Source organism: Chloracidobacterium validum (assembly GCF_018304825.1).
Classification (GTDB): Bacteria; Acidobacteriota; Blastocatellia; order Chloracidobacteriales; family Chloracidobacteriaceae; genus Chloracidobacterium; species Chloracidobacterium validum.
In genome coordinates this window covers 1,774,122-1,797,157 of record NZ_CP072648.1, presented here as the reverse complement: position 1 = coordinate 1,797,157, position 23,036 = coordinate 1,774,122, and the positions used below count along the sequence as shown (strand labels likewise).

At 58.8% G+C, this 23,036-nt stretch carries 23 protein-coding genes and 1 tRNA gene; 19 read left to right on the top strand and 5 right to left on the bottom strand.

The genetic code is table 11. The annotated features are described in order from the left end of the window. Positions 1-2 precede the first annotated feature (2 nt). From J8C06_RS07535 to J8C06_RS07490, 10 genes are all read left to right on the top strand, one after another. Positions 3-197 (top strand): hypothetical protein, encoded by a 195-nt coding sequence (locus J8C06_RS07535; protein WP_211428102.1) that lies wholly within the window; start codon positions 3-5, stop codon positions 195-197. A gap of 126 nt (positions 198-323) precedes the next feature. After that, positions 324-1,016, top strand: a complete 693-nt coding sequence (locus J8C06_RS07530) for a peptidylprolyl isomerase (protein WP_246602003.1) — start codon at positions 324-326, stop codon at positions 1,014-1,016. A gap of 56 nt (positions 1,017-1,072) precedes the next feature. After that, entirely contained in the window at positions 1,073-1,573 is a 501-nt protein-coding gene (locus J8C06_RS07525; protein ID WP_211428101.1) for a peptidylprolyl isomerase, read from the top strand. Positions 1,574-1,638: 65 nt separating this feature from the next. Further along, positions 1,639-1,714, top strand: a tRNA-Arg gene (locus J8C06_RS07520). Between the two features lie 50 nt (positions 1,715-1,764). Continuing rightward, on the top strand, positions 1,765-3,303 hold the full coding sequence (locus J8C06_RS07515; RefSeq protein WP_211428100.1) for an ABC transporter ATP-binding protein: 1,539 nt from the start codon (positions 1,765-1,767) through the stop codon (positions 3,301-3,303). A 6-nt stretch (positions 3,304-3,309) separates the two neighbouring features. Continuing rightward, positions 3,310-3,867: a DUF4190 domain-containing protein gene (locus J8C06_RS07510; RefSeq protein ID WP_211429860.1), complete on the top strand. Its 558-nt coding sequence runs from the start codon at positions 3,310-3,312 to the stop codon at positions 3,865-3,867. Between the two features lie 79 nt (positions 3,868-3,946). Further along, entirely contained in the window at positions 3,947-4,360 is a 414-nt protein-coding gene (locus J8C06_RS07505; RefSeq protein ID WP_211428099.1) for a TM2 domain-containing protein, read from the top strand. Positions 4,361-4,482: 122 nt separating this feature from the next. Further along, the gene (locus J8C06_RS15430; protein WP_455423687.1) at positions 4,483-4,866 is read left to right on the top strand and encodes a TM2 domain-containing protein; all 384 of its coding nucleotides are present in this window, start codon (positions 4,483-4,485) and stop codon (positions 4,864-4,866) included. A 42-nt stretch (positions 4,867-4,908) separates the two neighbouring features. Then, positions 4,909-5,220, top strand: a complete 312-nt coding sequence (locus J8C06_RS07495; protein WP_211428098.1) for a hypothetical protein — start codon at positions 4,909-4,911, stop codon at positions 5,218-5,220. 164 nt (positions 5,221-5,384) lie between these two features. Beyond that, on the top strand, positions 5,385-5,768 hold the full coding sequence (locus J8C06_RS07490) for a DUF3592 domain-containing protein (RefSeq protein ID WP_211428097.1): 384 nt from the start codon (positions 5,385-5,387) through the stop codon (positions 5,766-5,768). Between the two features lie 184 nt (positions 5,769-5,952). Here J8C06_RS07490 and J8C06_RS07485 read toward each other — a convergent pair whose 3' ends face one another. Further along, positions 5,953-6,609, bottom strand: a complete 657-nt coding sequence (locus J8C06_RS07485) for a zinc ribbon domain-containing protein (RefSeq protein ID WP_211428096.1) — start codon at positions 6,607-6,609, stop codon at positions 5,953-5,955. 334 nt (positions 6,610-6,943) lie between these two features. Between J8C06_RS07485 and J8C06_RS07480 the strand changes: the two genes are divergently transcribed. After that, positions 6,944-7,627, top strand: a complete 684-nt coding sequence (locus tag J8C06_RS07480; protein WP_211428095.1) for a hypothetical protein — start codon at positions 6,944-6,946, stop codon at positions 7,625-7,627. 63 nt (positions 7,628-7,690) lie between these two features. Here J8C06_RS07480 and J8C06_RS07475 read toward each other — a convergent pair whose 3' ends face one another. The 3 genes from J8C06_RS07475 to pilB form a co-directional block, all read right to left on the bottom strand. Continuing rightward, positions 7,691-8,914, bottom strand: a complete 1,224-nt coding sequence (locus J8C06_RS07475) for a type II secretion system F family protein (protein ID WP_211428094.1) — start codon at positions 8,912-8,914, stop codon at positions 7,691-7,693. A 305-nt stretch (positions 8,915-9,219) separates the two neighbouring features. Continuing rightward, complete coding sequence (locus tag J8C06_RS07470; RefSeq protein ID WP_211428093.1) at positions 9,220-10,395, bottom strand: type IV pilus twitching motility protein PilT; 1,176 nt, start codon at positions 10,393-10,395, stop codon at positions 9,220-9,222. 155 nt (positions 10,396-10,550) lie between these two features. Beyond that, positions 10,551-12,404, bottom strand: a complete 1,854-nt coding sequence (gene pilB / locus J8C06_RS07465) for a type IV-A pilus assembly ATPase PilB (RefSeq protein ID WP_211428092.1) — start codon at positions 12,402-12,404, stop codon at positions 10,551-10,553. Between the two features lie 20 nt (positions 12,405-12,424). Here pilB and J8C06_RS07460 point away from each other — a divergent pair, with 20 nt between their 5' ends. Beyond that, the gene (locus J8C06_RS07460) at positions 12,425-15,310 is read left to right on the top strand and encodes a ComEC/Rec2 family competence protein (RefSeq protein ID WP_343216845.1); all 2,886 of its coding nucleotides are present in this window, start codon (positions 12,425-12,427) and stop codon (positions 15,308-15,310) included. Beyond that, on the top strand, positions 15,310-15,933 hold the full coding sequence (locus J8C06_RS07455; RefSeq protein WP_211428090.1) for a hypothetical protein: 624 nt from the start codon (positions 15,310-15,312) through the stop codon (positions 15,931-15,933). The genes J8C06_RS07460 and J8C06_RS07455 overlap by 1 nt, the downstream gene beginning before the upstream one ends. Before the next feature lie 27 nt (positions 15,934-15,960). On the opposite strand, the gene J8C06_RS07450 is transcribed toward J8C06_RS07455, so the two are convergent. Beyond that, positions 15,961-16,386, bottom strand: a complete 426-nt coding sequence (locus J8C06_RS07450) for a CoA-binding protein (RefSeq protein WP_211428089.1) — start codon at positions 16,384-16,386, stop codon at positions 15,961-15,963. Positions 16,387-16,572: 186 nt separating this feature from the next. Between J8C06_RS07450 and J8C06_RS07445 the strand changes: the two genes are divergently transcribed. From J8C06_RS07445 to J8C06_RS07420, 6 genes are read left to right on the top strand one after another with little or no spacing between them, the layout of a single operon-like run. After that, the gene (locus J8C06_RS07445; RefSeq protein WP_211428088.1) at positions 16,573-17,109 is read left to right on the top strand and encodes a hypothetical protein; all 537 of its coding nucleotides are present in this window, start codon (positions 16,573-16,575) and stop codon (positions 17,107-17,109) included. Then, positions 17,109-18,731: a hypothetical protein gene (locus J8C06_RS07440; RefSeq protein ID WP_211428087.1), complete on the top strand. Its 1,623-nt coding sequence runs from the start codon at positions 17,109-17,111 to the stop codon at positions 18,729-18,731. Before J8C06_RS07445 ends, J8C06_RS07440 begins: the two co-directional genes overlap by 1 nt. Positions 18,732-18,752: 21 nt before the next feature. After that, entirely contained in the window at positions 18,753-19,457 is a 705-nt protein-coding gene (locus tag J8C06_RS07435) for a DedA family protein (RefSeq protein ID WP_211428086.1), read from the top strand. 59 nt (positions 19,458-19,516) lie between these two features. Continuing rightward, entirely contained in the window at positions 19,517-20,515 is a 999-nt protein-coding gene (locus tag J8C06_RS07430; RefSeq protein WP_211428085.1) for a BMP family protein, read from the top strand. Between the two features lie 3 nt (positions 20,516-20,518). Further along, complete coding sequence (locus tag J8C06_RS07425; RefSeq protein WP_211428084.1) at positions 20,519-22,033, top strand: ABC transporter ATP-binding protein; 1,515 nt, start codon at positions 20,519-20,521, stop codon at positions 22,031-22,033. Next, a complete protein-coding gene (locus J8C06_RS07420) occupies positions 22,017-23,033 on the top strand; it encodes an ABC transporter permease (protein ID WP_211428083.1) in 1,017 nt (338 codons plus the stop codon). The genes J8C06_RS07425 and J8C06_RS07420 overlap by 17 nt, the downstream gene beginning before the upstream one ends. The last annotated feature ends 3 nt before the right edge of the window (positions 23,034-23,036 follow it).

Sequence of the window (23,036 nt, the reverse complement as noted above, 5' to 3'; positions counted from 1 at the left end):
TTTTGCCGAGTCAAAAACGGCAGTTGTCCCGGTTGGGGGCGCTTGCCCTCCAGAAAGCCGAAACCCCTGGGGTGACGTCACCGGCCATTGCCGAAGCTTTTGCCAAGCTGTCGGCGGGGCAGATGATGGCGCGCGCTGGCAGGCTAGAAAACAAGCTAGAAAACAGGCGAGCCATCCGAGCGCAAGCCAAGGGCTGATCGTTGACCGGCGTGGAGACCCTCGGTGATTTTTGCCCAGGTGTATTGCATTTGGGGAGCGTGGCGTGCCAATACATGGCTCAGTGAAGAAACACCCTAAATCTGTAAGGAACTTACGGCTGTACCATGATGTTTTGGCTACGTTTTGCTGACCGGCGAATCGGTTTGCCACACCAGATGTCCTTTCTCCTGACCTTGGCGATGATCGCGCTGACGTTTGGTTGTAGTTCGCCGCCGCCTAGCGCCCCACCGCCAACCTCACCACCAGTTGCGCCGCCGGCGTCATCCACACCGTCATCCACACCGTCGCCGCCGGCGGAAACCACCCCAGCAAAACGGTTGGTTGCCACACTGGAAACAACCAAAGGGCGGATTCGCTTTGAACTGCTCCCGCAGGATGCCCCAAAAACTTGCGAGAATTTTCGCTTGCTGGCTGAACGAAAATACTACAACGGGTTGACGTTCCACCGGGTAATCAAAGGCTTTATGATCCAGACCGGTGATCCTAGAGGCGACGGCACTGGCGGGGAATCCGCTTTCGGAGGCGAGTTTGCCGATGAGATAGACCCCCGCTCGCCGCTGTACTTGGCGGGCTACAAGGCCGGTATCGTGGCCATGGCCAATCGCGGTCCGAACACGAACGGGAGTCAGTTCTTTATTATGCACCGCGACTATCAACTTCCACCGGGATATACCATCTTTGGGCGTGTTTTTGAGGGGCAAGACGTCGTGGATGCGATTGCCGAAACGCCAACCGGACCAAACGACCGTCCGGTGACGCCGGTGCGTATCATCTCGGCGACGGTTGGCGAGCCATGATGTCCCGGCCGGACGTGACTGTTACACCACTCTAAACCTTTGAAAGGATACTTGGCATGACCGCCAAACTCATTGCTACACTAGTCACCAATCATGGGGAGATTCGGTTCGAGCTGTTACCAAATGACGCTCCCAAAACGGTTGAGAATTTCACGACACTTGCCAACCGGGGCTACTACACGAACGTAACGTTTCACCGTGTTATTCGTGGCTTCATGATTCAGGGCGGCGATCCGACCGGCACGGGCGCTGGGGGTGAATCAGCTTTCGGGCGCGAATTTGCCGATGAAATCAACCCTAGCTCACCGCTCTACCGGACGGGATACGTGCCCGGCATCGTTGCGATGGCTAACCGTGGACCCAACACGAACGGCAGCCAGTTTTTCATCATGCACAAGAAAAGTGCCCTGCCGCCGAACTACACGATCTTTGGCCGGGTCATTGCCGGACAAGAGGTTGTGGATGCCATTGCCGAAACGCCGACGAATGCGCAAGACCGTCCTCTGAAGGCGGTGGTCATCCAGTCGGCGCGAGTTGAGGAAGTCGCGGCTGGCTAAATGTTTGGGTGAATCTTGCTTTTCGTGAGGTCCCGCGCTAACGTTCCGGCTCACCTTTTCAGGGCGCATCCTTAGCTCAGTGGATAGAGCGTTGGCCTCCGGAGCCAAAGGCCGCTGGTTCGAATCCAGCAGGATGCACCACTTTTCTTTCCAAGCAGCGGACGCTCCACCAAGTGCGCTGCCTCGACATCATGGCCCACCCGGTTGCCGTTGAAATGCGTGGGGTGACGAAGCGTTTTGGCGCGCTCGTTGCCAACGACGCCGTAACGCTCAAGATTGCCACGCAAACGATCCATGCCGTCATCGGCGAGAACGGCGCTGGCAAGTCCACTGCCATGAACGTCCTTTACGGACTCTATCAGCCAGACGCCGGGGAGATTTTCCTGCACGGTCAGTCCGTCCGATTTGCTTCGCCGCGCGATGCCATTGCGGCCGGACTGGGCATGGTGCATCAGCATTTCATGCTCGTGCCAACGCTCACCGTGCTGGAAAACATCGTGCTGGGTGCCGAGCCACGCGCCGGCTTGATGGTGGATTATACCGGTGCGCGCCAAACATTACTCGACCTGTGCGAACGGTATAAGCTACGCGCTAATCCTGATGCGCTCATTGGTGACCTTTCAGTTGGCGAGCAACAACGGGTCGAGATTCTCAAGACGCTTTACCGTGGCGCGGAGGTGCTGATTCTCGACGAGCCAACGGCAGTCCTCACCCCGCCCGAAGTTGAAGAACTGTTTGCTGTCCTGCGCGCACTCCGCAAACAAGGCAAAACGATCATCATCATTACGCATAAGCTGGCTGAAGTGCTGGCAATCTCTGACCGTGTAACCGTCATGCGGGATGGGCGAGTGGTGGATGAAGTCGAAACGCATCAGACCTCGGCCGAAGACCTGGCGCGTCTGATGGTTGGGCGGGAAGTCTTGCTACGGGTTGAAAAAACACCGGCGCATCCCCAGGACACCTTGCTGGAGGTGTCACGTCTAAGCTTGATGAAAGCCAGCGGCGCGCGGGCGCTGGAAGACGTTTCATTCAACGTGCGAGCCGGAGAAATCGTTGGCATTGCTGGCGTGGAAGGCAATGGTCAGTCGGAGCTGGTGGAGTGTCTGGCGGGGCTGTTGAAGCCAACGTCAGGCGATATCCGGTTTTCAGGCAAGTCAATCATCGGACAATCCCCGCGCAGCATTCGTGCTTTGGGCGTGGCGCATATCCCGGAAGACCGGCATAAGCGGGCGCTTCTGCTGGATTTTGATTTGTCTGACAACACCATCTTGGGCGATCATTACCGTCCACCGGCCGTGCGCTTTGGGTTTCTGGACCGTCCAACCATTGATCGGCGAACCGATGCCCTGCTGCGCGACTTTGATGTGCGCCCTCCCCAGCGGCAGGCGCTGTCCCGGTCACTGTCGGGGGGAAATCAGCAAAAACTCGTCGTGGGCCGCGAGTTTGAGTTGCCGCCCAGGCTGCTGCTGGTTTCACAGCCGACCCGTGGGGTTGACATTGGCGCTATCGAGTTTATTCACCGCAAGCTCATTGCGCTGCGCGACGCTGGCGTTGGGATTTTGCTTGTGTCTGCCGAGTTGGAAGAAGTTTTGTCACTCAGCGACCGACTGCTTGTCATGTATGATGGCCGCATCGTTGGTGAAACCGATCCGGCGACTGCGTCCCAATCTGAGCTTGGTCTGATGATGACCGGCGCGACGAAAACATCTCACGCTGCTCGTGGAGCTTAGCCACTCATGCCTTACTACTGCCCGAACTGTGGTGCGCTCAACGCGGATACCGTGGCAGTCTGTCACAACTGCGGCGCGCCAAACCCATCCGCGCCGGTTACGGATACAACGCCGGCAGCCGCGACAAACCCGTTTGAGGCGCCAACCCAGCCGCAGTCTCAACCAGCCTCGCCCTATCAAGCGCCGTCCTATCCGCCGCCGGTTCCACCGGGCGCTTACGGGACGCCACCCACGATTCCATATCAGTATCCACCACCGCCGCCGATGGCTGCCTATGTGCCACCCAGCTATGGGCAGGTTGGTTATCAAGAAGCAACGCTGTTCGCTGAATCTGGGCGGCTGCAAAGCCAGGCGCGAACGGCGCTTATTCTGGGCATTTTGGGGCTGCTGTGCTGTGGACTGCTTGGACCGATCGCCATGGGTTTTGGTTTTCAATCAAAAAGCAAGTTGCAGCGAATTGGTGTGACCGAAGGTCAAGGCATGGCCCTGGCCGGTATCATTCTGGGTGGGGCTGCAACTGCGCTGTGGTTCTTGGGGATGTTGGTGAGCCTGATTTCAGGGTGATTTGACTTCAGCGGGATTCGCTGAGACGATTCGTTTGAGCCAAACAACATTGCAACGTCTCGTTGTGGAGGACCCGCTGATGGCTACAGCCTTGGAACTCAACCTGTTGACAAGTCCCTACGGTCAGCCTTCCCAGTCACCTTACCAGCAGCCATCTTATCCACCGCCGGTGCCGCCTCTCCCAGGCGGGCCGCCGCCTGGTGCCGAGAAGAAAGTAACTGCCGCCACGCTGGCCATTTTGCTTGGCGGTTTTGGGGCGCACAAATTCGTCCTGGGCTATCAGCAGGAAGGCATCATGATGCTGAGTGGGACGATCGGTGGGTTCATCCTTGCGGTCATTGTCGGTATTCTGACCTGCGGGATCGGGTTTGTTCTCCTCCTCATCCCAGTTGCTATTTCAGTTATTGGGTTGGTTGAAGGAGTGATGTATCTATCAAAAAGCGATGATGAGTTTGTTGCGACTTATATTCAGGGACGGCGACCTTGGTTTTGAGTTAGACTTGTTGGCGCGCCACACCTTGCTTGTCCCAATTTTGATCGCTTGTGACTGGCCGAATCCTGTCGGGCAAACCCTGGAAACCTGTGGGATTCGGCTTAATGTTGTGAGAGGACGCTATGCACCAGATGCGCTTGGCAATGCTGACCGGTTCGAGAACCGCTTTTGATTTGAATGTTTTCTCAAGTCCATACGGTGGGCAAACCCCGCCTTCTTATCAACCAGCACCTTATCCGCCATCAGCGGGCGGCCCGGTTCCAGGCGCTGACAAGAAAATACCGGCTGCCATTTGCGCCATTTTGCTGGGGGCGCTAGGGGTTCATAAGTTTATCCTTGGCTACACCACCGAAGGGCTGATCATGCTAGGCATCACGATATTGACTTGTGGCTTTGGCGCCATGATCTCCAGTGTCATTGGCTTGGTGGAAGGGATCATGTATTTGACTAAGTCTGATCAGGAATTCGTGGCAACTTATGTGCAGGGTCGGCGCGGCTGGTTTTGAGGCGCTGTGATAGAGCAAGGGGATAGTTCAGCTTCACTTGCGGTGTCACCGATTGATGAACTCGTTCGACTAGAAGGGCGAGCTTTCCTCGGATTGGCGCTTGGCATCGCCGCGGCGCTCGTCGGCTGGCTCTGTACGCTTCCGTTAGGGGTCTTCGCGCTTTTTTTCGCGATTCAGGCCGAGGCTGGCCGCCTGCGGTTTGAGGAACGGGCCGAGCTGCCAGAGGGCTACCGTTTGCGGCTTGTCACCCTGCGGCGGCGCGTGCGCTGGGCGTTGGCGCTCGGTGGCATTGGCACGGTCTTGTTTCTCGTGAGCCTCGTTCGGTTTTTGTGGCTTTATTTATCTTCGCACTAGTATGATTGGGTTAGGAAAACGTCACAGGTGGCACTACGGGGTGTGGTCGGTCGCCTGTGTTTCGCGTGACCGGCTCCTTAGGAGGGAACACATCAGGCGGATGCCTGCTTCCTGATGATCAAACTGAAGAGACCCGGGAATTGGGTCGTGTGAGATGGAGGGCTATGGCCAGCATATTGCTGTCCGTTTTTTTGTTTTGTGGGCTTCTTGTTGTCGCTGTTGGACTCATCGTGTTCCGTTTTATCCAGCTAACCCATCACTTCCAGGAAATCCTGGCGAATGGAGTCGAGACAGATGCGCTCGTTGTGCGTAAGTATGGGAAATATCGGCTGGCCTATGAGTATCGTGATGTCACTGGGAAAATCCATCGGATGGACAAACGTGTTTTTTACTCGGAGTACGACCGTACCCAGGTAGGACAGACCCTGAAAATCATCTACTCAGCCAAACGCCCTCACATTCATACCACAAAAGAAGCGGTTGAGCAGTCCCGCGCAGCGCAGGCGCGCGAAGCTGAAAAACAACAATCGGCAATGCGCCGTGAATGACACCGCTTGCAGGACCCAATGCACGATAAGCAGCCGGAACGCGATTGGACCAGGCTCAGGATTGGCGACTTTACTGCCAAGTCAGCGAAGGCCACCCTGTCCGTTGTCTGTGTGACAACCGGTGGATATGTTGTCTTGCGAATCCAAGCCGGTTGCGCCCCGGCTACGATGGCCCGCCAGGACTCTACGGGAAGCGGTACCCACACCCCGAACAAAAACGGGCTCCCATCTGGTTGACCAGCCCACACTGTGGGCAAGTCGGTGTCAGGGAAGTCGCTTCTGGTTCCGCCGTGTAGGGGATGACTGACGCCCGTTGCCCGCAGCGGGAACAAAAGACCGCATTGGCCGGCATCGGTGACTGGCACGACAAGCAACGTTGCTCCGGTGATGGTTGGGAGGGCGTGTCGCTCCGGTAAGATGGCTCTGGCGGTGGCACTGGCGTTTGCAAACGGCTATCAAAGGGAGACATAAGCCGAGTATCGAGATGCGCCCAGAGGTCCTCGACCAGCTTGAGCTGGTTGAATGCGCCGACGATTGGTAAGACAATCAGTGGCCCGAGTAAAACATAGCCCACAACGCCCAGCGCGGCTTTTTCGAGCCACTTGCTTGTCCCAATTTCAACTTTTAGGTGATCTCCAATGGGCTGAAGCCGCACGGTCAAGGCGGATGATTGCCCAAGCAAGGTGGTCAGGGTGGAGTCCCGAACGGCCTGAACGATGACGGCCTCACCCATTGGCACAACTTGCACGCGGTGATCGCGCATCAGGAAAAAGTGCCGAATGTCGTTGGCCAAGGCTGGTAAATTGAACCCAGACGGGAGGCGGTAGGTACGGTCTTGCATCGTCACACTCTGGACTTTTGGAAAGGTTGGATTGGGCCTACGTTGAGCGAACGCCCACGAATGAACCAAGATCGTCCTCGCTTGTAGAACGTCGTGCCCTATGAAAGCAACCCTGATTGAGGTGAACGGTATGATGAAATGTGTGTTTAGGTCTTGGCTTGTCCTGGTTCTGATCGGTGTCCTGCTTGGGCTGGGAAACCTTTCTTCCGCTTGGTCAGTGCCACGAACCGTTTCTCGAATGCCAGGTCCAGATTGTCCTGGCAGTCCTGGTTATGATTGCAGCGGCATCCCGCCTGTGGTTTGCCGGGCAATCTGCAACCAATTCCAATCGGCCGTGGTGCGTGACCGGTGTACCTATCGGCAGCGACTGGCTGTCGAGCGCTACGACAAGCCGCGCCGGCCTGGGGATGCGCCAGGGCGACAGCGGCAGAACCGTGAAACCGAAGTCATCATTGAGCCATCAACCCGACCAGATGAAACCGGGCAATATCCGGTCTTGACGCGCATCGTGAGCGACACCGATGACAACGGCCGCCCCAAGAGTCGCGTTGACCCCAAGGGGTTGACCATTCTCTCGGCACAGGGCTTCTTTGATCTGATTTTTTTTCCACTGACACCAGAACGGGTTGCCTACTATGAGTTCGAGCCAACCACTTCGCCGCGCGATGGGGAACTGGCTTTCCGCTTTCGCCCACGCACGCGGTCACGTACCGTGCCCCTCGCCTCTGGCGTGATTTATCTAAGTGAGCAAGGCGAGATGCTCACCCTGACCATAGACGGCATGTACAACTTAGAGATTCTCGATAAGAACCTCAAAAACATCCGCTCCATCTCGGCGACGGTGGATTATTCACAGTTCAACGACCGGTTTCGCATGCCAACCCTTGCGCGCGGCGAGGGAATCTCCGACGTTTCACGCTTTGATGGCTATTTCAAGTTTAGTTTTGAGGAAGGGAACTATCGCCCAGTTTTGAAGATGCCAGCCTGGGCAACGAGCCGACGGCCCGTGCGGGATTAGGTGCGATGAGTGAGACAGGACCTGGCTACGCTCATGCGCGAAACCAGGTCCGCCACGTTGAGGTTAGCGTCCAGCCAGTTTTCCAACCAAGGCAAAGAGCGGGAGGTACATTGCGATGACGATCCCCCCAATGGTAACACCCAGAAAGCCAATCATGATCGGCTCAATCAACGTCAAGAGGTTGGCAATGGCTGCGTCCACTTCGAGTTCGTAGAAGTCGGCAATTTTGGAGAGCATGGCGTCCAGCGCACCGGTTTGCTCCCCAACACCAATCATCTGGCAGACCATAGAGGGGAAAACTCCACTGGCTTTGAGCGGCTCGACGATGGTTTGCCCCTGCTCAATTGAGTCGCGCACGCGATTGATCGCATTCCCGACAATGACATTCCCGGCGGTTCGTGCCGTAATGTCAAGCGATTCAAGAATTGGCACGCCGCTTGACAGGAGCGTGGCGAGTGTCCGCGAGAAACGCGCCACGGAAATCTTGAGCAAAATATCACCGATAATCGGAATCTTGAGCATGAGCCGGTCAATTTGAAAGCGCCCGCCAGGTGTCTTGTAGTAAGCGCGAATGACCAATACGATACCCACAATGATGATCAAAAGAAGCCACCAGTAGCTGGCCATGAACGAACTGATGGCAATCACGATTTCTGTTGGCAGCGGCAGGCGCTCGCCTGGACCAAGCAGACCTTCAAAGATGTTTCGGAAGGCTGGAATCACCACGACCATGATGACGGCAATCACGACTACCGCCAGCACGATAACTGCGGATGGGTAAATCAGCGCCGAAATGACATCGGAGCGAAGTTTGACGATTTTCTCGATAAACGTGGCCAAGCGCTGGAGAATCGTGTCGAGGATACCGCCGGTTTCGCCAGCCGCCACCATGTTCGTGTAGAGGTTGTCAAATACCTTCGGGTGCTTGGCCATGGACTCCGAGAGCGTCGAACCGGTTTCAACGTCCGTCCGCACTTGCGTGAGCACCTGCTTGAAATACTTATTTTTCTCCTGCTGGCTTGCCAAGATTTCAAGGCACTGCACCAGCGGCAAGCCGGCGTCAATCATGACGGAAAACTGGCGCGTGAAAATCGCTAACTCTTTCGAGGAAACGCTGCCGCCAACGAGCTTGGGCAGGGCAATGTCACGGCTTTTTTCTTGAACACTGACAACCGTGACTTGTTCACGGCGGAGCAGTGCTTCAAGTTGTTCGCGGCTGGCAGCCGTGCGCTCTCCACGCACCTGCTGGTTGAGCTGGTTGCGTCCTGTGAAAACATACGTCGGCATGACCGAATCACTCCTTGCACAGATGCGTCTGCTTGATTAAGGCTGGCAGGCGGGGCACCCGTCCAAACGCCGAGTCATCTTCCTGTGGTGGCTACTATCCATAGCCTCCAGCGTCTGACCTTCGCCGACAGCCAGACCCAGTTGGATTTGGGAGGCGATTGGCGGTGCCGAACCACCCCACGCGCTTGCAGCCGTTTTCCCTGATTCAAAGCGTAAACTGATTGTTGGCGATACCATCGAGATGCGCAAGTCACGAAGCAAAAACTCCGTGACTTTTCACAATTAATCCAACAAGTCGTACCTGGCTAACGTCGAACTGGCGGTGGCATACCAGGGCGAGCCGCTCCACCTGGCGGCATCGGACGTCCGCCTGGCGGCATCCCGCCAGGTGACATGCCCTGACCAGCGGTTGCGCGGTTGATTAAGTCCTGTAACTCATCAGCGTTGTGCGAGCGTGCCATCGCCACATCAAGCGTAATTTGGCGATTGAGGTAGAGGCCAAGGAGCGACTGATTGAAGGTCTGCATCCCAAACTTGTCCTGCCCAGTCTGCATCATCCCATAGATTTGGTGAATCTTGTCTTCACGAATGAGATTGCGAATGGCTGAGTTCGGAACCAGAATTTCAAGCGCCATGCAGCGTCCTTGCCCATTCGCCTTGGGCAGGAGTGACTGACATAGCACGCCTTCCAGCACGAGACTGAGCTGCGTCCGAATCTGGGACTGCTGGTGTGCCGGGAAGATGTCAATGATGCGGTTGATCGTGGAGTAGGCGGAGTTGGTGTGCAGCGTGCCAAAGGTCAAGTGGCCGGTTTCGGCGATTCGCAGGGCCGTTTCAACCGTTTCAAGGTCACGCATTTCCCCGATCAGCACGACATCGGGGTCCTGCCGCAGCGCCGCGCGGAGCGAGTTGGCAAAGCTATGCGTGTCGGCGTGCACTTCGCGCTGGTTGACCAGGCAGTTTTTGTGTGGATGCAGGAACTCGATGGGATCCTCAATGGTGATGATGTGCTCGTGCCGGTCTTCATTGATTTTGTTGATCATCGCGGCCAGCGTCGTGGACTTGCCCGAACCCGTCGGACCTGTAACGAGAATGAGACCGCGTGGCTTTTCGCAGAGTTTTCTGACAACTGGTGGGAGGCCAAGGTCCTCAAAGGTCCGAATTTCATAGGGAATGCCCCGAAACACTGCGGCAACCGCGCCCCGTTGATTGAACAGGTTGGCTCGGAAACGTGACATCCCTTTGATACCAAATGAAAAGTCAAGCTCAAGCGTCTCTTCAAAGCGGTGCTTCTGGGCATCTGTCAAGACAGAATAAGCCAATTGCTTGGTATCCGCCGGCGTCATTTCTGGATAGTCGAGAGGGCGTAGGTGACCGTGCACGCGAACCTGTGGCGGCGAATTCGTGGTGATATGGAGATCCGAGCCACCTAGCTCGATCATCTTTCGAAGCAGGTCGCTCAGTACAAAATTGGACGACATGGCGTGTACCTCCGTGGGTGACGCTGGCAGTGGAATTCAGTCACAAAGCTAAAAACCAAGTTTGTTTCTTGGCTCTCGCACCGTGCTAGGCTGGCGCCGCACTGGCCGAAGCGCTAACTGGTCACGAATGCTAACTGGGCTAGACCTTGGTTGGGTTATAAGACGGTTTCGCGTACAACTTCTTCGATCGTAGTGATGCCATCCATAATTTTCCTGAGTCCGCTCCGCCGCAGCGTGAGCATGCCGTGTTCAATCGCTTTTTTGCGCAGCTCTAGGGACGAGGCCCCGATGAGGATGAGTTCGCGCAACTCATCGTTCATCTCCATAACCTCATACAGACCAACCCGGCCCTTGTAGCCGGAGCCTTTGCACTTCGGACACTCGCGCCCATCCTTGGTTTTACCGGTGCCTTCATAAATCGTGATCTTGGACGCTTCTTCTGGTGTAAACCCAAGTTCTATCAGCGTTTGGGCTGGCGGCTGAATCTTGGCCGGGGCCTTGCACTCTGAGCAAATGCGCCGGATCAGACGCTGCGCCTGAATGAGGTTGACCGAAGTGGCTACCAGAAATGGCTCGATCCCCATGTTCATCAACCGACTGACCGTAGATGGGGCATCATTGGTGTGGAGCGTGGACAGCACGAGGTGTCCGGTCAGCGAGGCTTTGACAGCGATTTCAGCCGTTTCAAAGTCGCGGATTTCACCCACCAGGACGATGTTTGGGTCCTGGCGCAGGAAGGACCGGAGCGCGGCTGCGAAGTTCAACCCAATTTGTTCTTTCATCTGAACTTGGTTGATGCCTGTGAGGTTGAACTCGACTGGGTCTTCAGCCGTCATGATGTTTGTGTCCGGCGTGTTCAGGCTTGATAGCGCCGAGTAAAGCGTATTGGTTTTTCCTGATCCCGTCGGACCGGTGACCAACACCATGCCGTAGGGTTTGGCAATCTGGCGCTTGAACTTTTCGAGGCTTTCCGGTTCAAAACCGAGTTTGGTCATGTCGAGCATCAGCTTCTCTTTGTCGAGCAGCCGAAGCACGATTTTTTCGCCCCAGAGGGTCGGCAGAGTTGACACGCGAAAGTCAAGGTCGCGCACACCGGTCTCGCGCTTGAGCTTGATTTTGATCCGACCGTCTTGGGGGAGGCGAGTTTCCGCAATGTCGAGCTTGGCCATGATTTTGATGCGCGAGGTCAAACCGGCCCGCATCTTCATTGGCGGACGCATCACTTCTCGCAGCAACCCATCCACTCGGAAGCGAACGCGAAACTCCTTCTCGTATGGCTCGATATGGATGTCACTCGCCCCATACTCCAGTGAGCTAACCAAGATCATGTTGACCAGCTTGACGACTGGAGCCTCATCAGCCGCTTGGGTGCTGAGATCGAGCACATCCTCGGTAGGCGCTTCGGAAACCTCGAAATCACCTTCACCAAGGGCTTCGTTGATCTCATTCATCGCCTCGTCGAGATTGACCGGGGCGGCTGGCGCGGCCGTTGCGCCAGCCAGATTGCTCAGGTTTGCAAGGCTGAACTGGTCATTGAGTCCGGCTGAGAATTCATTCATTTTCTCAGCCAGGACGAGTCCCTTCTCTGGCGCGTAATAGCGCGCGATGGCGCGTTCGAGCGACAGTTCAGAAACGACGACTTGCTCGATGCTCAAGCCCGTCATGAACTTGATGTCATCCACCGCAAACACATTCGCCGGATCAACCATCGCCAGGGTCATCGTCGAGCCATTGCGAGCGAGCGGAAGTACCATGTACTTGCGGGCAGTTTCTTCAGGAAGCAAGCGAACCGCGTTAGGGTCAACATCGAAAAGGTCCAGGTTGACCGCCGGAACACCGTATTGCCGACTCAGAACCGAGGTAATGGCTTCATCCTGGACCATCCCCAGCGTGACAAAAATGGAGCCAAGCCGACCACCATTGGCCCGTTGGTAGTCAAGGGCTTCTTTCAACTGCTGCGGCGTAATCAGCCCTTCTTTGAGCAGGACTTCACCAAGCTTTGCTGACATTTGCGAACACCCTGGGGTAAATGATCAACCTAACCGGGGCTCATGGAGCGTGCAGAACAACCCAACTGAAACCGCGCGGAGATAACTTTTCCAACTTTAGGATGGAAACTAAGGGAATGGTTGCAACCATGTCAAGCAACAGCTTCCCACCACCGGGCCCACCAAGTTTATTGATTCGCGCCCCGCTCTTGGTCGCGGCTGGTTGGTTCAGTTTGGGTGTTTTCGGAGAGGCTGGTTTACCTCATACGCCGCCTTGGCTCTGGGGATGTGGGTTGGCTGGGCTGTGGCTGTATTGGGCTGTGTACCGCCGTCGAATCACCTTTCAACCGATGGCTGGACTGCGTTTGGCGGCGCTGTGCATTGTTTTAGGTGGGGCGTGGGGTGCCTCCCTTGAACGGTATCGCCGGGAGTTGCCTGACCGGGTTCGTGTCCGGCTGCGGACACTGGCGCCAGAAACGCCGCTGCTTATCACCGGCTACCTTGCGGATTGGCCCGAACCAGCCGTCGGGCGGGTCACCTTCGACTTGGAGGTCATGACCTTGCTTCCTGGTGAATCAGACCAGAATAGGTCATTATCCAATCACTCCGCTTCTTGGACCGCCAATCAGGCAGCGGCGGAGCCGGTTTCTGGGCGGGTTCGCCTCACGCTGCCATTGACACGCCCTGAGCACTTGCTGGAATGGGAACGACTGGCGTTCGAACCTGGCGAGCTGCTCGGCGCCACAGTGACGCTCAACCGCCAGGGACGGTACCGCAATCCCGGCAGTCACGCCGTTGGCGACTATCTCGATTGGCGAGGTTATGACGCGCAAGGTTCGGTCATCACGGTTACCCGCCGGCCTGGTGTCCGCGCCGGCCATGGCGCTTGGTTGCGCAAGCTTCGCCGGTATGCCATCCATCAAGTGCAACGTGACTTCGATGCGCGGACCAGCGGTCTGCTGGCCGGGGTTGTCTTTGGGAGTGACCGTTTCCTAGACGCAACCTGGGCCGCTGCGTTTCGGCAAAGTGGCACGTTTCATTTGCTGGTTATTTCGGGTTCACACTTTGCGCTGGTTGCCGGTCTCGTCACGTGGTTGCTGTCACGGATGACACGCCACCGGTGGTTAGCGTCGCTTGGCGTCCTGCTGGCGGTGTGGAGCTATGCCATCCTGGTTGGCCTTGAGCCGCCAGTTTGGCGTGCTGCCGTTGCCGTCTCGGTGTGGCAAGTGACGCGCTTGGCCTACCGTGAGCCGGATTGGCTGAATGTCTTTGGCGCTTGCGCTTGCGTCTTGCTTGTTGTGCAGCCGTCGAATCTTTTTGCCCCTAGCTTTCAGTTGACGTTTGGCGCGGTCCTGGCGCTGGTCGGGGTTGCCGCGCCACTGTATGCCCGCCTGCGGGCGATTGGCGCATGGCGACCAACGCGCATCACGCCCTACCCCCCGCATGCACCGTGGGTGGTCCGCCGCTTTGCCGAAGCATTGTTTTGGCAGGAATCCGAATTTCAAAAACAGATGCGCCGCGAGCCGGTCACCTATCGCTTGGACAAGTCTCCCTGGGCGCGGCGGCTCGAACGGGTCGGCCGGGGCGCATGGAACCTCCAGACCGGGGTGCGCTGGGTGTTTGGGCTGTTACTGGCCAGCGCCTGTATTCAGGTTTTGCTCCTTCCAATCAACCTGTCCTATTTCAATCGCATCACGCCGGGCGGTGGCGTGGCGACACTTGCGGCAGAACTCCTCCTCACGGTGGTCTTGCTCGCCACACTGGGCTACTTCCTTGTTCTCGGACTCTTTCCGCTCGCCGTAGCGCCGTTCAAGTGGCTGGTTGCGTCGAGCGTCCAGTGGGTCGTGTGGGTAGCTGAGGTTGGGAGTCAGTGGGGAAGCTGGCGGATTCCGCATTGGGAAGGCTGGGGCGTTGGCATTTATGTTGGGTTCGCGTTTGGGTGCTTTTTGGTTGTTCGGTCACTCCATCACTGGCGTCCATTGGCTGCTCCCCCGGTTCGTCCCCAAGTTAGGCCAATGGTTGCTGGGATCTTGTTGTGTATCGCGTTTGGTTGGTTGTCCGTCAGCCCGCCACGTGCCTGGCGCGCGCCACTGCCCGGCTGGTTGCGCGTGACCTTCCTTGATGTGGGACAAGGCGATTGCATCTTGCTGGAATTTCCGACCGGTGAAACCTTGCTTGTGGACAGTGGTGGGCGGGTGGACTATGGCCCGCCACGGCCGGATGCGTTCCGGGAAGATGTCGTGGACCTCGGCGAACGGGTGGTGGCGCGGTGCTTGTGGGCGCGGGGAATTGCCCGGCTGGATGCCATCGTGGCGACCCATCCCGATGCCGATCACGTGGGCAGTTTCGGCGTACTGGCCGACAGCATCTCCATTGGTCAGGCCTGGCACGGCGTGGCGCGCCCTGAAGACACAGTGTTTCGGCGGTTTATCCAAGGGCTTGAGCGGCATGGCATTCCGCGCCAAGTCGTTCACGCCGGACGGGAAGCGCGACTTGGGGACGTAAAGTTGACGTTTCTGTGGCCACCGGCCGGCGCGCCGCCGACCGGAACCAACGATGATTCCTTGGTTTTGCGTGTGGATTATGGTGGCCGGTCACTGCTTTTGACTGGCGATATTGAAGCCGCCAGTGAGCGTCAACTCGTGACGCGCGGCGCTCAACTTGCCTGTGACGTGGTCAAAGCGCCGCATCACGGAAGCCGCAGTTCGAGTTCGGCGGACTTTATCGCCGCTACCCAGGCGTCGCACATCGTGTTTAGCGCCCCGCGACAATCGCCGTTTGGGCATCCCCACGTGGAAGTCGTGAATCGTTACGCCAGCGTGCTGCCCCGCGCTGGGCAGTGGCATACCGGACGGGATGGCGCTGTCACCTTTGAAACCGATGGGCAAGTCTTGCGCGTTTACAGTCACGTTCCTGAGAACCCCTGATGAAGACCCGACCCAATGACCAACACCTGTCACGGCACCAGACATGGCCGCGCCGCTGGAAATCCCTCCGAATCGCTTGGCTGGTGACGCTGCTCGCCACAGTGCTTGCGCCGCTCTATGCCCAGAGCGGACGCCAGCGAGAGCGCCCCGACGAAAAACCACGCACCGGCTTTGAACTGATTTCAGCCGATGGAGGCTTCCGCGTCCGCCTGCCGCGTGGCTTCGAGCAGCCCAAGCGGGAGGAAAGCCCCAACGGCGCGGTTCTGGCCTTTACGAGTACGTCGGCCAACGAGACGGTGTGCAGCGTCGCCGTCCGAACATTCACACGCCCTGAGCTGGGAAATGCCACCCCTGACCAAGTGATGGACGCGGCCCGTGATGCCTTGTTGCGGCCTTACAAAGGGGCTATCGAGCAAGAGGACCGCTACATTGTGCAGGGACACCCCGCCCGCGCCGTCTTTTTTGGTGGCGTACGCGACGACAAAGCCATTTTCGGACGGGTGGATTTTATCTTTGCTCGGCCGCGCCTCTATCAGTTGGCGGTTGTGACGACCTTGCCTATCGAGCTTGATCGCGACGATGTGCAGCGCTTTTTTGAGTCGTTTACGCTGAAGAAGCCATAGCGTTGTATCTGTACCGGGTCAACTGCGTCAGCCAAGACGTTGACGCTCAACCATCAGGCACCGATCCACGACAACCCGCAGTCCAGCCGCGCGGGCCTGCTGAACACTCGGATGCGTCACGCCTAACTGGAGCCATAGCGCCCTCGCCCCCTTGGCGATAGCTGCTTCCACAATCGGCGGCACATCTTCCGACCGCCGGAACACGTTGACCAAGTCAATCTCGCCGGGCACTGCCGCCAAGTCAGGATAACTTTCACGTCCGAACACTTCCTTCTCTAGCGGATTGACCGGTACGATGTCATAACCCCATTCGAGCATGGCCCGACTCACGCCATGACTGGCGCGCGTCGGCTTGGACGATAGTCCAACGACCGCGATGCGGCGGCAGTGTTCAAGGATCCACGCGATGTCGTCTGCGCGCTGAAAGTCGCCAACGGAAAAATCAACCGCCATGTTTTCAAGCCCTACCGGGAAAACGTTTTGCCTCAGGCCGACATCGCTTGAACACAAGCTGACGTTGGGCGTGAAATGCTAACATAGCACGCTGGCGCAGGTGGCGTGGAAAGCGAGCGTGCCGGCGCCGTCGGTCATCCTGATTTCCGAATCCGGGGACGCGCAAGGTTCCCAGAGGTTTCCATTATGGCGAATTTTGTTGGACGCTTACTTGTGGTCGGGCTGCTCCTGGGCGCGGTCAGTAGCCTGTCGCTTACGCCCGCCGCCGGGCAGATTAGTTGGGGGCGTGGCAAGGAAAAAAAGCCCATGCTGCCCAACCCCTACACCTTTACCGTGCCACGCGACACACTGCTTGAGTCCATCAAGCAGGTGTTGAGTGACCGCGAACTCATCATTGATGAGAAGCTAAGCGCCGAGAAGCCCGGACGCCTCGTGACCCAGCCGGTGATTTTCACCCGTGGCGCGCTCACCTCAGGTTCTAATCTGGAGTTCATTGCTCGGCGTCCGGGTGGGCGTAACTTCACTTGGGTACGTGGGCGCTATGCGCTCGAGCTGGAAGCCCTACCCCTTGACCCACAGCGGACGCGGCTGACCGTTTATGCGCGCATTGAAGGCGAATACCAGACCGAAACCGGCGGCGTGTGGGTTGAGTGCCCCTCGCGCGGTGTCAAGGAAAATGAAATCCTTGAAGCCATCATCAAACACTTGAATGGCGAATCCTGATGAACTCACTTTACGCATTGGTGACTGGCTGGTTTCCACGCGCACTAGCTGCCAACTGGTGGGGCGTGATTAGCGTGACGGTGGTCATTGTTTTTGTTCTGCTGGCGATTGCGTTGCTCTGGTTTGCCCTGCGCCAGTTGCAAACGTCCACGGATAACCGTGATGTTGGTGATGATGGACTGCTTGGATTGGTCGAGCCAGGTGAGCCGGCGGCGCCGCCGTCTGTGACGCCGGCCGCTGGAGCCGATGGCGCCCGCCCGCCCGTGGCGGTTGTCAACGCGCCGGCCGCCGAACAACAAACTGCTCCATTGCCGGAGCCGTCGCTCCCGGTTGAAATTCGTCCGCAGATTACGGCTGATGACTTGGCGGCGGTATCCACCGAGCGCGCTGCCGAATCGGTGTCGTCCGCATCGCGTCAGGTGGCTGAGGACAACGCCTCAAAGTCCACTGTTGCTTCACCCCTGCCGACGGCAGCGGCGGAAGCCACCCCATCCGTGAGTTCCCTGGCCAAGGACATTCAGGCTCGGTTAGCACACCCGGTAGCCGCGCCATTGCCCAAAACCACCTCTCCCCTGGACGGCACGACCTCGCCACTGACGCCGCCGCCCGCTGAGACAACCGTCCCAGTGACGGCAACCTCAAGGGCGCTCAACACCCCAAAACGCGAAACTGGAAAGCTTGAAACCAATCCGTCAGCGTCTCCTAAGCCGAGCGCCGCGCTCACCGAGCGGCTCCCGGCCCAGCGAAAAACGCTACGTCCGCCGCCAAGTGAAACGACCCCCTTGACCCAGCCTGTGCCGGCTGTTCGCACGGCTGTCATTGCGCCGCCTGGGACAGCTCGTTTGCCAGAGGAGGTTGTGCGTGGCGAGTCGGCTGCCGCCGCTACCTCCGATTTAGCGGACGCTGCACCGCCACTGCCGGTGCAGTTCGTGCCCAAAGTGGCGGCGCCCAGCCCATCACCCAACGCAACTCCCATTGCGCCGCCGAATTTTCTTGGCGATGACCGCCCAACTGGTATTGGGCGTGAAGCCCTGTGGCTAGGGGTCGGGTTTGTCGTGTTCATGCTGCTGCTGGGAAGCGTTGTGGTGGTCTTTTTCCCGGCAATCCGCAGCCGCGTGCTTCCGCCGACCTGGGCTGAGCGGGTGGCCGCGCTCCCACGCGGACTGGGGATTGAAACACCTCCCCCACCGCCCGTTCCAGTCAAGCAGGTTGAGGTGCGACAGTACGCCAATGCCTACTCATCCGCTCCCAAGGGCGCGACCGGGAAAATTGTCCGCACGGTGACCATTGCCGGGGTGGTCAAAAACATTACCGACGAGACGCTCTACGACTTGCGTGCTGAAATCGAACTCTATCCACGGACGCCAGATGGCGCGCCACCGGAGCGGCGCATCATTTACCTGACGCCCAACTTGCTTGAGCCGCAGCAGGAAGGGCGCTATACCTTGACCATCGTGGACGCTGACTATCGCCAATCGTCACTCAAACGAATCGTGACCGGCGACGGACGGGAGATGCGGGAACTTCCGGCGGTCTTCGTGCCTGGGACGCTGGAACCACCCGAGGAGCCGGTCGCCAAGCCATCGGCAGCCACGCCATCTTCGCCGGCTCGACGCCGCTGACCAGTCTGCAGCGAATCATTTATGGAGTTTTTCAAATACCTGCTCGACCTCGTCCTGCACCTCGACAAGCACCTCAATGCCCTGGGCGGCCAGCTTGGCGGCTGGTTGTACGTGCTGCTGTTTCTGGTGATTTTTTGTGAGACCGGCCTGGTGGTGACGCCCTTTTTGCCGGGCGACTCGTTGCTCTTTGCCATCGGCGCATTGGCCGCAACCCCAACCAGCGTGCTCAATGTTCACCTAGTGGTAGTTCTCCTCAGCATCGCCGCGATCTTGGGCGATACGGTCAATTACTGGATTGGCAAGAAAGTTGGGCCGAAGGTGTTTCGTAGCGATACATCCCGGTTCTTTGACCGGCGCCACCTCGACCGGACAGCGCGTTTCTATGCCAAGTATGGCGCAAAGACGATCATTATTGCCCGGTTTGTCCCGATTGTGCGCACCTTTGCGCCGTTTGTGGCCGGGATTGGCGCCATGCACTATCCAAAGTTCCTGTTTTACAACGTCATTGGCGGCCTGCTCTGGATTGCCTCGATGACCTACGCCGGTTATGCCTTCGGCAACATCCCCTTCGTCAAGAAGAACTTTTCGCTGGTTGTGCTGGGGATTATCATGGTTTCACTTCTGCCGGCCGTGATTGAAATCGCGCGTGAGCGGTTGAGTTCGCGTGAAGCGGCAGAAGCGCCCCCTGCTTCAACCCCACTGATCTCACCCGATAGACTACCGTGATGCTATCTGTGACCTGTGTCGTTCGCCGCTTGCCAAAGCGGTCTTGGTTGCTTTGCGCCTTGAGCTTCAGTTGGCTTCTGGTCGGCGCGGCTTGCGGCGGCAAAGCGCCGGAGGCGGGCAACCCCGCGCCGGCTTCCCAGTCATCAGCTTCACCGCCCGCCAGTGAAAAAAAACCGCGTGTGGCGCTGCTGAGTCCGGGGCCAATTAGCGACGACGGTTGGAATGCGTTTGGCTATGACGCGCTCAAGATCGTCGAAAAAGAGCTGGGCTGCGAGGTACGCCAGCAACAGGTGAATGACAGCCCGGCGGACCGGGAGCAGGGCTTTCGGGCCTTTGCGCAGGAGGGCTTTGATGTCGTGATTGGCCATGGCGGCGAGTTCACCGATCAGGCGCTGTCGGTGGCGCGCGATTTTCCCCAGACGACTTTTGTCGTCACGGCCGGCGACCGCGCCGCGCCTAACGTGGTGAGCGTGGTTTTTGATACCGGGCAGGCTTCGTACTTGGCGGGCGCAATTGCTGGGCTGATGTCCAAAACCGGCAGGGCCGGCGCGGTTGGTGGGCAGGAGATTCCGGCTTCGGCGCGCAACCTCTATGCCTTTCGGAACGGCGCGCGTGCCGTCAACCCGAAGATGGACGTTCCGGTGGTCTTCATTGGAAACTGGACCGACACCGCCGCTGCGCGCCAACAAGCTCTAGCGCTCATTGATAAAGGCGCGGACTTTCTCATCCATGATTGCGACGCGGCGGCGGCTGGCGTTTTCCAGGCTGTCAAGGAGCGCAACATCCGTGCCTTCGGCATGCAAAAGGATCAGTCCCACCTTGCGCCGGACCACATCGTGGGCAGTCCGACGAGCAACCCGCAGGGATTGGCCGAAGTCGTGCGCCGCATTTTGCGAAAAGAGCAGAAAGGTGAGGTCGTCCACCTCGGCATCCGGGACAACGCCGTTGGCTTTGCCATCAAGAAGGGCTTCATCCCGAAAGACATCGAAAGCAAGCTCAATGCGCTCACGTTGGCGATTCAAAAAGGTGAAATTGATGTTTTCAAGGAGCAGCCCTAGACGTTGGCGACTTTTGCGCTGTGGGATATTGCCAAGCGGTACGGCCCCGTCCAGGCCCTCGATGGGGTCTCGCTGACGCTACGGCTTGGCCAGGTTCACGGCATCCTGGGTGAAAACGGAGCCGGGAAGTCCACGCTCATGAACATTTTGTTCGGCGCGGTCCACCCTGACCGGGGAAGGCTCGAACGCGACGGGCAGCCGCTCAAGTTCGCTTCGCCCCGCGACGCTATCGCTGCCGGCGTTGGTTTGGTTCACCAACACTTTCACTTGGTGGATAGTTTTACGGTTCGTGAAAACGTCTGGCTTGGCGAGCGTGCGCCAGATGCCTCCCGGCTGCGCGCCGTGGCGGCGCGCCTGGGGTTGCTCGATACGCTGGACGTGACGGTTGGCGCGTTGCCGGTCGGACTGCGGCAGCGCGTCGAAATCCTCAAGGCGCTGTATCGCCAGGCCCGGCTCTTGCTGCTCGATGAGCCAACTGCCGTCCTTACGCCGCCCGAAGCGGCCACGCTCTTTGATCTCATCCGCGAGTTGCGCGCGGCCGGAACCGGCGTCGTCTTCATCACCCACAAACTGCGCGAAGCGCTCGACCTGTGCGACACCATCACGGTGCTCCGCCAGGGACGAGTCGTGGCGGAATACACGCCGCCCAATGTCACGGTGGATGCGCTGGCCGCAGCCATGATTGGCGGTGACTTGGCCGACTTGCCGGAGGAAGCGCCCACGTTACCGACGGCGTCTTTGGCAGACCAGATTCGATTGCGCGTCGAACGCTTGACTGTCGCGGGTGCGGAGGCCGATGCCGGAGTGTATGACGTGTCATTCGAGGTGCGCCGGGGAGAAATCTTCGGCATTGCCGGGGTGGATGGCAATGGACAGACGGCGCTTGCCGAAGCTCTGGTCGGACTGCGCCCCATGACCGGTCAGCTTTGGCTGGACGGCCGGCCGGCACCGGATGGACGACGGGCGCGGATGGTGGCCGGAGTGCGCTACATCCCGGCTGACCGGCGGCGGGCCGGTCTGGCGCTCGACCTGTCGGTAGCCGAGAATGCCATCCTTGGGGACGAGGCAGCCTCGAACTGGCGGCGGTGGGGAGGCTTTCTCAGTCAGCGGTCTGTTCGGCAATACGTCGCAACGCTGACGCGAGACTTCGATATTCGCGCGCCACAGTCCACGCGCCCGGTTCGGACGCTTTCCGGCGGCAATCAGCAGAAACTCCTCGTCGCCCGTGAGCTGGGTCAACGGCCGGGCCTGCTGGTGGCAGTCAATCCGACCTGGGGCGTTGATATTGCTGCCGTGGCGACGATTCATCGGGCGTTGCGGTCGGCTTGCCGTCAAGGGATGTCCGTCGTTCTGATTTCCAATGAGCTGGATGAAATTCTGACCCGTTGTCACCGATTCGCGGTTTTGCAGGGTGGGCGGCTATCGCGGCCGCTAACGCCTGATGTACCACTTGCCGATGTGGGGCGGCTCATGGCGGGTGACGAAGCCATTTGGGAGCGTCATGGCACGGTGGGCTGAGATGGCGCGTTCAGCGGCGCGCACCGGGTTGACGCTCCTGATTGCGTTGGCGGCCACTTTGCTCGTCCTGCGGGTGGCCGGTTATGCCCCACTCCCGGCGCTCTGGGTGATGGGCAGCTCGGCGCTGGGGGGGCCGTTTGCCATTGCCGATACCCTGGTCAAGGCGACGCCGTTGGCGCTCTGTGGCTTGGGTGTCACGCTGGCCTTCCGCGGCGGACAGTTCAACATTGGCGCCGAAGGGCAGATGTTGATCGGCGCGTTGGCGGCCGTGTGCCTGGGGTTGCCGGCGCAAGCGTCCTGGGCCGTCTTACCGGTTCTGCTCGGCGCGGTGTTGGCCGGCAGCGCCTGGGCCCTGATGGCGGCCTGGCTCAAAACCGCCCGTGGTGTCAACGAAGTGATCTCAACCCTGATGCTCAATGCGATTGCGTTCTGGCTGGTGAGTTGGTTGGTTCACGGCCCGCTGCAAGAGTCAGCGAAAAGTTACCCGCAAACCGACATGCTGCCGGAAACGCTCTGGCTGACGCGCTGGTTGCCGCCGACGCGCCTCCACAGTGGGAGCTTCATTGCCCTGGCCCTGGCCCTCGCGGCTCATGTATGGTTGTTTTACACACCGCTAGGGCTGCGCCTGCGGGTCATGGGCAGCAGCCCGACGGCTGCCCGGACGGCCGGAATTGCGCCCCGGCAGATGACTTGGTTGGCGCTGGCGGTGAGCGGTGGCTGCGCCGGGCTGGCGGGCGGCGTTGAGGTGCTTGGCGTCAGTCACCGACTTTATGAACAGTTTTCGCCCGGTTACGGGTATATGGCCGTTGCTGTCGCCTTGCTCGCCCGGCAGCATCCGCTGGCCGTGATCCCGTCGGCAGTTGCCTTTGGAGCTTTGGAAGTTGGCGCGGCCGGCTTGCAGCGGGCCGTTGGCGTATCAGCCGGATTAGCCGGAGTCATTGAAGCCTTGGTCATGTTGGCCGTCATTGTTACCAGCCGCCAAGCCAAAGACGAGACGTAGTTG